The 10,477-nt window shown below is 66.2% G+C and carries 9 protein-coding genes; 5 read left to right on the top strand and 4 right to left on the bottom strand.

The features are described 5' to 3' along the window. Window positions 1–171 precede the first annotated feature (171 nt). The gene (locus tag HWX25_RS09865; protein WP_175908390.1) at window positions 172–1,017 is read right to left on the bottom strand and encodes a M15 family metallopeptidase; all 846 of its coding nucleotides are present in this window, start codon (window positions 1,015–1,017) and stop codon (window positions 172–174) included. A gap of 121 nt (window positions 1,018–1,138) precedes the next feature. On the opposite strand from HWX25_RS09865, the gene HWX25_RS09860 reads away from it, so the two are divergent. Continuing rightward, complete coding sequence (locus tag HWX25_RS09860; RefSeq protein ID WP_175908389.1) at window positions 1,139–2,110, top strand: phage tail protein; 972 nt, start codon at window positions 1,139–1,141, stop codon at window positions 2,108–2,110. A gap of 247 nt (window positions 2,111–2,357) precedes the next feature. Then, the gene (locus HWX25_RS09855; protein WP_175908470.1) at window positions 2,358–3,386 is read left to right on the top strand and encodes a transporter; all 1,029 of its coding nucleotides are present in this window, start codon (window positions 2,358–2,360) and stop codon (window positions 3,384–3,386) included. A gap of 108 nt (window positions 3,387–3,494) precedes the next feature. Here HWX25_RS09855 and HWX25_RS09850 read toward each other — a convergent pair whose 3' ends face one another. After that, window positions 3,495–5,663: a M1 family metallopeptidase gene (locus HWX25_RS09850; protein WP_175908388.1), complete on the bottom strand. Its 2,169-nt coding sequence runs from the start codon at window positions 5,661–5,663 to the stop codon at window positions 3,495–3,497. 644 nt (window positions 5,664–6,307) lie between these two features. On the opposite strand from HWX25_RS09850, the gene HWX25_RS09845 reads away from it, so the two are divergent. The 3 genes from HWX25_RS09845 (at window position 6,308) to HWX25_RS09835 (ending at window position 9,041) form a co-directional block, all read left to right on the top strand. Continuing rightward, window positions 6,308–6,802, top strand: a complete 495-nt coding sequence (locus HWX25_RS09845; RefSeq protein WP_175908387.1) for an LEA type 2 family protein — start codon at window positions 6,308–6,310, stop codon at window positions 6,800–6,802. 125 nt (window positions 6,803–6,927) lie between these two features. Continuing rightward, the gene (locus tag HWX25_RS09840; protein WP_175908386.1) at window positions 6,928–8,061 is read left to right on the top strand and encodes a class I SAM-dependent methyltransferase; all 1,134 of its coding nucleotides are present in this window, start codon (window positions 6,928–6,930) and stop codon (window positions 8,059–8,061) included. An 89-nt stretch (window positions 8,062–8,150) separates the two neighbouring features. After that, window positions 8,151–9,041 (top strand): SAM-dependent methyltransferase, encoded by an 891-nt coding sequence (locus HWX25_RS09835; RefSeq protein WP_175908385.1) that lies wholly within the window; start codon window positions 8,151–8,153, stop codon window positions 9,039–9,041. Window positions 9,042–9,096: 55 nt separating this feature from the next. On the opposite strand, the gene HWX25_RS09830 is transcribed toward HWX25_RS09835, so the two are convergent. Next, window positions 9,097–9,669, bottom strand: a complete 573-nt coding sequence (locus tag HWX25_RS09830; RefSeq protein WP_059692336.1) for a DUF1415 domain-containing protein — start codon at window positions 9,667–9,669, stop codon at window positions 9,097–9,099. An 82-nt stretch (window positions 9,670–9,751) separates the two neighbouring features. After that, entirely contained in the window at window positions 9,752–10,375 is a 624-nt protein-coding gene (locus tag HWX25_RS09825; RefSeq protein ID WP_059820578.1) for a TetR/AcrR family transcriptional regulator, read from the bottom strand. Window positions 10,376–10,477: the final 102 nt, after the last annotated feature.

Below are 10,477 nucleotides of genomic sequence, written 5' to 3'. Positions count from 1 at the left end.
GGAGAAGGCGCGCGCAATAATGAAAGGACGCTGTGAGAATTAAAACGGAAGCGGCGATCGGAAAAAATCGTGCAACGGAATGCCCGATCGATTGCGCCGCTCAAATCGTTTCCTGCCGGATGATTAAAAAGCCCCATGCCGCCCTCATTATTTCTTGTCCGGCAGCCCTGACTAGCTGCCGCGTCCCAGTTTAAAACCGGGTTTATGGTATTCCACGTGCCCGAGATCCATCATTTTCCATCGGCCCCCCCAGGTCAGGCCGACCTGCTCGGCAACCTGTCCGTACAACTGGTAGCCGCGCATCGCCCAGGGATCTTTCTCGGAAATGACCAGCTTGCCGTCGCGCAGAAACGCGTTGTCGGCCGCGAGCCCGAATTGGTGATAACTCTGGAAGGCCGCCGCATTGGTCACGTTGGTGCCCATCTGCGCGAGCCGATTCTGTCGTTCCGGGCTCCGATAACCTTCCAGCAGCGCCATCTCGTAACCATATTGTTCGTGCATGATCTTGTAGACCAGCAACAAACGCGTACGGAAATCGGGATCCAGCAGGTTCCAGTCGCGGCTCGCATCCTTCAGTGCCGGCCGCACCTGTTCGACTTCCTTCGTGGCAAAGACTTCCGGCGGCAACGGCGGGGGCGGCACGAGTTGTTCGCCCTGCAGCAGCGCGGCGATCTTTTCGTCGGGCACGCGCGCCGTGTCGTCGTACTGAAACAATTGCCGACCGCGTAACGCAATGGCCACCAATGGCGGCGTCGCAAGAATACCTGCCGACACCATAATCATCAAGCGCCGCCGAATCAGTAAATTTTGCACGTCGCTTAATGCGCCGCGCGTAACGGTTGCCGATTTAACAATTTGACTTCGCGTGCGTGCGGCGCGAGCGTTCGCACGGCGTGTCAGGCGACCGTGAAACTGGGCGACGGATTCGAAAACCGCCGCGCGGATACCCGGTAAAAGCAACAGTGCCGCGACCGCGACGGCAAGGGCGAAATAGGCGACGAGTGCGACGGCAATCAACGAAATCCCCGGAAATTGGAATTGATTGTGTTTTGCAATGCTTGCTCTTAGAATCAGGCTGCTTTGAGAGGCCGGGCTATATTATCGCGGTGAATTAAACCAGGATTCAATGAGACGCTGAATGAGTGCGCCGGAAAATTCAAATTCGAAAACCCCGCCGAGCCTGCTGTCCGATACCAAACCGGCAGGCGAGGGCGGACCGCAGCAGTCGCGCATTCTCGCGAATCTGGAAGGACGTGTCACGCCGCCGGCCGAAGCGCCGCGCCGTTCGCTGAAAGGGCCGATCGCGGCCGTCGTCGCGCTCGTGGTCGCCGTCGGCGGCTGGGGGGCATGGCGCTGGCAGCAGCAATCCGGCGAGCAGGCTGTCGTGGCTGCCGCGCCCGCGCCCGCGCAGGCAGCGGCGAAGGCCGAGGCAACCAGCGGCGGCGCCGTGCAGGTCGCGCAGAATGCCGCGTCGGCCGTTCCCGCCGCGCAACCGGCCACGATCGTCAATGACGATGCGGCGTCCCAGACCGTTGCGTCCGCATCGGGTGCGTCGGGCGCGGACAACAGCCGCTTGTCGCGCGCGCTCGCGAACGGCGCCGACGATGCCTCGGGCGCGGCCACGGCAGGCGCCGTCGCCGCGACGGCCGCCGCCGCGGCTGCGACGACGAAATCGGCGAAGGCCGACGCCGCGCAGAGCGGCAAGGTCGCCGCACGCGGCAAGGCCGATGCGAAGGCCGACGCGAAGGCGGAGGCCCGCAAGCACCACAAGGAACAGCAGGCGGAGCTCGCGCAGGCGAAGAAGCGTCATGACGCGACGACCCGTACCGCGAGCGCGAAGGCAGCCGGGAAGGACGACCCGGATGCGGATCTGCTCGCCGCGCTCGTCGCACGCACGAAGCCGGCCGACAAGAAGGTCGCCGCGCAGAAGGGGCAGGCCGTGCCGACCAAGACGGCCGCCACGACGGGCGGTTCGCTCGCGGCGCGCGTGAAGGAGTGCTCGGAGCGGGGCTTCTTCGAGGATCAGCTGTGCCGCTGGCGCGTCTGCGACGGCCACTGGGGCAAGGATCCGGCCTGCCCGACCGCCGCGCAGTCGGAGACGCGGCAGTAACCACGCGTCACGCCGGACTGCTCACCCGCACATGCGCCGCCCAATGGGCGGCGCGTTGTTTTTGGGGCCGCCGGAAACCCGACACCGGACGTCCGTATGTGACGCCGTCACGAAAATGTCGCATGCGTCGGGCATACGTTTCCTTTCAATTTCCCGGCGTGGCGCCGCAATGCGCGATGCGCGGCGCAATGCGCGATGCGCGATGCGCGATGCGCGGCGCGGTGCGCGCCGCACCACCTTCGACACGATGGACCTGATCGTACAGACTTACGGCGCCGATACGTCCGGCATGGTGTGCGGATTCCGCTTCGTCCCGGGCGGGTCGGGTGCGATGCTCGACGCCGACGCAGCCGCTGAATGGCTGCGCACGTGCCGCGAGCGCGATGCGGCCGCCTCGGACGATTTCGTCTGGCTGCACTTCAATCTCGCGCACGGCGCGAGCGAGCGCTGGATGCGCACGCACCTCGGATTGCCCGACAGCTTCTTCGAATTCCTTCACGAAGGATCGCGCTCGACGCGCATCGAGCAGGAGGACGGCGCGCTGCGCGCGATCGTCAACGACGTGATGTTCAACCTCGAGCTGACGCCGTCGGAAATCGCGACGCTGTTCGTCCACGTCGAGCGGCGCATCATGGTCACCGCGCGGCTCAAGCCGCTGCGCTCGGTCGACACGCTGCGCGCCTGCGTGCGCGACGGCGAGCGGTTCCGCTCGCCGGCCGAACTGCTCGTGCACCTGCTGCGCGACCAGGCCGACCTGCTGATCCAGATCATGCGGCGCACGAGCATCGACGTCGACCGCATCGAGGATCGCTTCCTGTCGCAACGGCTCACGTCGAATCGCGTCGAACTCGGCGCGATGCGCCGGACGCTCACGCGGCTGCAGCGCATGCTCGCGCCCGAGCCGGGGTCGATCTTCCGGCTGCTCGCGAAGCCGCCCGCGTGGCTGCATGCCGAAGACGTGCAGGAGCTGCGCGAGTCGACCGAGGAGTTCTCGCTGGTGCTCGCCGATCTGTCGGGGCTCAACGAGCGGATCAAGCTGTTGCAGGAAGAGATCGGTTCGCGGCTCGACGAGCAGAACAACCGGACGCTGTTCACGCTGACGCTGGTGACGGTGATCGCGCTGCCGATCAACATCGTCGCGGGCTTCTTCGGGATGAACGTCGGCGGCGTGCCGTTCTCGGAGAACAAGCACGGATTCTGGCTGATGGTGCTGCTGGTCGCGGGCTTTACCGGGCTCGCCGCGTGGTGGGCGTTTCGCCGGCGCGACGATCGCTAGCGGCGGTCACGAAAAAACAGGCCCCGCATCCGGGGCCTGCCAAAGGACGTGAAAGATCGAACGCCGGCCGGCGCCGCGAACGGCGCGGCACCGGTCGGCCGGACAACGTTACTGAACCAGCGTCTTGCGCGGCTTGAACATGCCCTGGTAGCGCAGCGACGGACGTTCCTTCACCGTCGGCGCGATGCCGTCGAAGCTCGGCGTCTGGCGCAGCTTCATCGCGGCCGGCGAAGCGACCGAGCCGATCGACGTCGAACGCGAAGCCGGCGCGAGGTTGTTCGCGACGAGCAGCGCGGCCTCGCTCTTCAGGTTCGCGAGCAGCACCGGATCGGTCGAGGTGTTGACCTGCGTGAGCAGGCCGCTCCATGCGGCGTCGCTGTAGTTCACGACGTAGTAGTCGAGACCGCTCGGATCCGCGACCACGCCCGTGCAGCCGTCGATCCGCGTTTGCGTCTGCGTATCCTTCAGCGCGAGCGTCGTGTGTTTCGCGAGACCCTGGCCGTACGCGAGCGTGATCGGTACCGTCCACTGCAGGCCCGGATACGCGTTCTTGTTCGGGAACGGCTGCTGTTTCAGCGTGACGATCGTCTGGTTCTTCGTCATGTCGCACTGCGTATCGAGCGAGATCAGCGGCACGCCCGTCTGGCGCACGTAGCTGTCGCCGATCGGGCCGACCGACTGGCCGCTCTCTTTCGAGAGTGCATCCCACAGGCGCTTCGGCGTGCCGTTGCCGAACGAGTAGTCGACCAGGTACTGTTGCAGACCCTTGCGCAGCGTCTGTTCGCCGAGATAGTTCTCGAGCGTCTTCAGCACGTGGCCGCCCTTGTCGTACGTGAACGCGCTCGCGCTCAGCACGAAGTCGTTCGACGCCCAGCCGTTGAAGTTCGGCGCGACCGGGAACGCGTTCGGGCCGATGTCGCGATTGATCACGCGATACTTGTTCTTCACCTGGTCGAGCCAGCTGAACTCGTCGGGGAAGAACTGGATCGTCGTCTTCGTCTCGAAGAACGTCGCGAACGATTCATTGAGCCAGACGTTGTCCCACCAGTCGGTCGTGACGAGGTCGCCGAACCACTGGTGCGCGACTTCGTGCGTCAGCACCTCGTTACCGTAGTGCGACATCGGCTGGCCCGGTTGCGGCAGGATGTCGTCGGCGAACTCGAGGATCGACCCCCAGTTCTCCATCCCGCCGAAGTTCAGGTCCTTCTGCTCCTTGAACGCGTCGTTCGCGGCGACCGTGTCGAACTTCGTCAGCGGCAGCGGGATGCCCGTGTAGCGGTAGTAGAAGTCGAGCGCCTGCTTGGTGCGGTCCATCGCCGGCTTCGCCCAGTCGCTCATGCCCGGCGGCGTGAACACGCGCAGGTGCAGGCCGCCCTTGCCGCCCGGCAGCGGGCTCGAGAAATCGTCCTCGTAGGTGTCGAACATGCCGCCGCCGAAGAACAGCAGGTACGACGGCATCGGCGGCGTCTTCTCGAACTGCACGAGCTTGTAGCCGCCGCCGACGTTGGTCGACGGCTTCTCGGCCGCGTTCGACACGACGCGCCAGTTCTGCGGCACTTCGGCCGTCACTTCATAAGTCGGCCGGAATGCCGGCTCGTCCCAGCCCGGGAACCACTGGCGCGACAGGTTGGTTTCGCCCTGCGTGAGGATCGCGCCGCTCGTCGTGCCGTCGGTGCTCTTCAGGTCGACACGGAACACGCCTTCCGCGGCCGAGCAGCCCGGATACGGATCGTCGCCGCAGCTGCCGCCCGTCTGCGTGGCCGGATCGTCGTATGACTTGAAGTTGATGATGCCCGACCACTCCATGTGCAGCGAATAGTTGCCCGGCGAGATCGTGCCCGCGACGGGGCGCAGCTGGTAGAAGTCGCCCTTGTCCTGCGGCGTCGCGATCAGCTGGATGTTGCCCGGCTGCAGCGTGATGCGGCCGTTCGTGAACTTGATCCGGTGACCGGCGATCACGATGTTGTTGACCGGCTTCAGCACCTTGATCTCGACATCGGCGCGCCCGTCGAACGCGTTCAGCGCTTCGTTCGGGCGGAACCACAGCCGGTAGTTGACGGGTACCACGGTGTCCGGCAGCTCGACAGGCGACACGCTCTTGTCGACGTTGGACGCGCTCGGCGGCGTGTTGGCCGCGGGCGACGAGCTCGAGTGCGGCGCGCCGGCGGAGCTGAGCGCGGAAGCCGAGCCGACGCCGCTGTCGTCGCCGCCGCACCCGGCGAGCGCGAGCGCGGCGACCAGCGGCAGGTAACGCATCTTGTGAATGTTGATCGACATGACTGAAACCTCGATTGTTGAAAGAATCGTTCAGTGCTGCGAAAACGCCGGCAAAAGAAATCCCTCGCCGTTAATCAACGGCGACGAGAAATTCCAATGACGGATTATTCGAAAAGACGGCGGCCGACTACGTGAAGGTAATCATGGTTTACTGCCCCCTCTGTGTTTCCGGATGTCGGTTAACTTGCCGGTTCAAAATGGCCGGGCGCGTGTTGTACTGAATTGATTTCGCGCGCTCGACACGGGGCCGCCCGCCCTGCGCGGGGCGTGCATTCCCTTTGAACCGACAGCCCACGGGGCTGGCCGTACCAGGCCGCAGGACGGAAGGACGGCGTGTCGCCGTTCCGTAAAATCGCCGTCATGCGGCTTGAAGGTTTGTCGGCCTGCTCGAAGGATGCGTAAATATACTTGATGGTTTTGGGTAAAGGAAACGAAAAAATTAGAAAGTGCTTCGATTGAATTTTTTGCGCGTCATTGAATGCTGGGAGGCATTAATTCGCCCGCCGTTCGACTGCTTGTTTCCGTAGTTTTAATCTATTAACGATCTCGGCGGTGCGCAGAAACTACGAATCCGGGTGGAGCGTGGCACGCTCGGTACAATGCAGCGACGATCCGTCAATCGATTGCCGCAAGGAGGCCTGCCCATGCCACGAGCCGTGTTCCGTATCGCGCCGCTGCGCGCCATGCTGCTGCTGTTCGCCGCCGTCTTCGTGCTCGGCGGTTGCGCGGGTTTGACGCGCGAGCCGGTGAGCGTGACCGTCGCCGGGCTCGATCCGCTGGTCGGACATGGCCTCGAGATGCGCTTCAGCCTGAAACTGCGCGTGCAGAACCCGAATGACACGCCGATCGAATACGACGGCATTTCGGTCGCGCTCGAACTGAACGGCACGCCGTTCGCGAGCGGCGTCAGCGATCGCTCGGGCGTCGTGCCGCGCTTCGGCGAGGCCGTGATCGATGTGCCGGTTTCGGTGTCGGCGTTCGCCGCCGCGCGCCAGGCGTGGAACCTGCCCGGCGCGGCGGCCAACGGCGAGTTGCCGTACGCGCTGCGCGGCCGGCTCGCGGGCGGCGTGCTCGGCACCGTGCGCTTCAGCGATGCGGGCACGTTGCGCATGCCGGCGATGCCGGGGTGGGGCGGGTAGGCTGCCGGCGCGATGCCAGGGCGGTCGCGCGCGCTTTGCCGCGCGGGCAAAGCGCGGTATGGTGTGGTCCGCGCGGCGCGCTCCTGTAGCGCCGCCTGTCTGAAGCCAACCGTAGCCGAGCTCGCGTGACCGATTTCCCCGTTTTCCACTGGACCGACGCCGACGGCGCCGAACATGCCGTGCGCTGGCGCTCCGAAGCCGGCGTGCAGCCGCCCAGGCGCGCCGTACCCGCCGACGACCGCCTCACCGCCGACGCCGCGTACCGCCTCGCGTGCGAGGGCACGGCGCTCGTCTGGCAGGGCGACTTCCAGAACGCGCGCCAGCTCGTGCAGGCGATGGCGCGCCGCGTCGAACGCAAGCCGAAGAAGGCGAAGGCCGCGGTGGGCGTCGAAGCATTCAACCTGCACCGCCTCGCGCAATCGCAGCGCGCCCGCACGCTCGGGATGCTGCTGATCCCGCTCGACGCCGACTACACGATCCCGCTGCGCCGCGCGCCCGACGTGCGTGCCGCGTGCGAGGAAGCATACGGCCCCGGCGGCGCGCCGTCGGTCGTGTCGCTGCGCGAGCTGCTCGGCCTCGTCGGCGCGCACGAATGGCGCAAGAAGGGCGTGCCGATTCCGGCGCTCGGCGGCGCGCCGATCCATCCGCATTACGGTGTGTTTTCGCCGGTGCGCGGCGAATACGTCGAACTCGTCGCGCGCACGCCGCTGCCCGCGACGTCGCTCGCGTTCGACATCGGCACGGGCACCGGCGTGCTCGCGGCCGTGCTCGCGTCGCGCGGCGTCGAGCGCATCGTCGCGACGGATCAGGATCCGCGCGCGCTCGCGTGCGCCCGCGAGAACGTCGCGCGGCTCGGTCATGCCGAGCGCGTCGAGGTCGTCGAAGCCGACCTGTTTCCGGCCGGCCGCGCGCCGCTCGTCGTCTGCAATCCGCCGTGGGTGCCGGCCCGTCCGAGCGCACCGATCGAATATGCGGTTTACGATCCCGACAGCCGCATGCTGCGCGGTTTCCTCGCGGGGCTTGCCGACCATCTCGAACCGGGCGGCGAAGGCTGGCTGATCCTGTCCGATTTTGCCGAGCATCTCGGCCTGCGGCCGCGCGACACGCTGCTGCAATGGATCGACGAAGCCGGTCTCGTCGTGCTCGGCCGCGAAGACATTCGCCCCGCGCACCCGAAGTCCGCCGACGCGGACGACCCGCTGCACGCGGCACGCCGCGCAGAGGTTACGTCGCTCTGGCGGCTCGGCGCGCGGGCCTGATCGCGTATTTTCGGTAAACTGTCGCCATTCCTCACGAATTCCCGCCGCCGGGCCGTGGTCGACCGACCGTGGCCCGGCGCCGCTTCACGATGTCGAACAAGACCTACGAAATCCGTCCGGAGCAGTCCGTCGAGCTGCTGAAGGAACTGCACATCCTCACCCGCGACGGCAAGCTGAACCAGGACAGCCGCCGCAAGCTGAAGCAGGTCTATCACCTGTTCCAGTTCATCGAGCCGCTGCTTGCGAGCGTGCAGGCCGACAAGGGCAGCGTGACGCTCGTCGATCACGGCGCCGGCAAGTCGTATCTCGGCTTCATCCTGTACGACCTGTTCTTCAAGCAGCAGCCGGGGCACGGCACGCCGGCGTTCGCGTCGCACGTGTACGGGATCGAGACGCGCGAGGAGCTCGTCACGCGCTCCACCGAACTCGCCGCGCGACTCGGGTTCGGCGGCATGTCGTTCCTGAACCTGTCGGTCGCCGATTCGATCACGTCGCCGAAGCTGCCGGAAACGGTCGATGTCGTCACCGCGCTGCATGCATGCGACACGGCGACCGACGACGCGATCCGTTTCGCGCTCGCCAAACGCGCGCAGCACATCGTGCTGGTGCCGTGCTGCCAGGCGGAAGTCGCGGGCGTGCTGCGCAAGAACAAGGGCAAGTCGCTCGCGAACGCGCTGACGGAAGTGTGGCGGCATCCGCTGCATACGCGCGAATTCGGCAGCCAGATCACCAACGTGCTGCGCTGCCTGCAGCTCGAGGCGCACGGCTACCAGGTCAGCGTGACCGAGCTGGTCGGCTGGGAACATTCGATGAAGAACGAGCTGATCATCGCGCAGTACAAGAACCTGCCGCGCCGCAAGCCCGCCGAGCGGCTGAACGAGATCCTCGGCATGTTCGGGCTCGCCGAACTGAACGAGCGCTTCTTCGCGCCGGCGCCGGCGGCGGCGGCGGGCGAGGCCGTCGAGCCGGCCTCGGACTGACGCAGGCGGACGCGCGGCCGGTTTGCCGCGCGGTAGCCGGCCGTCGCGCGACGCGTCAGACGTCGTCGCCCGGCCGACGCATCCATTCGCGCCAGCCGTCGTGGCCGAGGCGGCGCAGCGTTTCCTGGTTTTTCTCGTAGATCGCGGACGCGTCCGGGAACGCGTCGACTGCGCGCGCGATGCTGTCCTCGCGCAGCAGGTGCAGGATCGGATACGGCGCGCGGTTCGTGTAGTTCTCGATGTCGTCGGCTTCGCTGCCTTCGAACCGGTACTCGGGATGGAAGCTCGCGATCTGCAGCACACCGTCGAGCCGCAGTTGCCGCACGAGCCGGTCGGCGAAGAACAGCGCATCGTTGTAGTCGACGAAATCCGCGAATGCGCGCGGATAGATCACGAGCGTCGTGTCGACCTGCTGCGGATCCGCCGCTTCGAGCGCGCGCAACTCGGTTTCGAGGTCGGCGAGCGCGTCCTCGAGCGTCGTCGCTTCGCTGATCGCATAGCGCACCTGCTCCTTCACGTAGACGCTCTTCGCGAACGGGCACAGATTGAGCCCGATCACCGCGCGCGCGAGCCAGTGCCGCGTGGCTGCGAGGATGTCGTCGTGCGAGTCGGGGCGGGTATCGGTCATGGCGAGGGCAGTCGGGTCAGGCGGCAGCGAGGGCCGCATTGTAGCGGGGGCGGGCACGCAAGGTTCGCTCGTGCGCCGCCCGTCATGCGCAGGCGGCTTCGATCAGTTGCGTGACCAGCGCGGGCGCGGTGCCGATTGGCGTTTCGCCGTGCCGGTAGGTCTGGCTGGCCGCGTAGATGCCCTCGACCACGAGCGCGAGCGCGTCGGCGAGCGCTTTCGGCTGCCGGGCGCCTGCGCCTTCGCATAGTTCGACGAGCCGCTTCATCAACTGCTCCTTGTTCCGCGCGACGCGCTCGCGCGCCGGATGCGACGCATCGGGAAATTCGGCCGCGACGTTGACGAACGGGCAGCCGCGATAGTCCTTCTGCGTCGCGCGCTCCGCGAGATCGACGAAATACTGGATCAACTGCGCTTTCGGCTGGCCCGGATGCTTCGCGACGCTCGAATCGAGGCGCTCGAAGAAGCACGCATCCATCCGTTCGAGATACGCGAGGATCAGCTCGTCCTTCGACGAGAACTGGCGGTACAGGCTCATCTTGTTGACGCCCGCGCGTTCCACGACCGCCTCGACGCCGACCGCGCGCACCCCTTCCTTGTAAAACAGCTCCTCGGCGGCGCGCAGCAGGTGTTCCTGCGCGGCGGCCGCGGCGATCGGCTGGCGCGTGCGGCGTGCCGGCGGCTTGTTGGCGGCCTCGATGCCCGACATGATGACCCTCGACTGCGTGGTGAATTGCTTGACATGTTACCGACTGGTAACTACGATCGCAACACACTTGTGACCGAGCGGTAACAATGCCGACCGGATCGA

It is taken from the genome of Burkholderia sp. BCC1640 (assembly GCF_902833125.1).
Lineage (GTDB): Bacteria > Pseudomonadota > Gammaproteobacteria > Burkholderiales > Burkholderiaceae > Burkholderia > Burkholderia diffusa.
The sequence above is the reverse complement of the archived record's forward strand: the minus strand, read 5'-3'. Positions and strand labels throughout refer to the sequence as shown.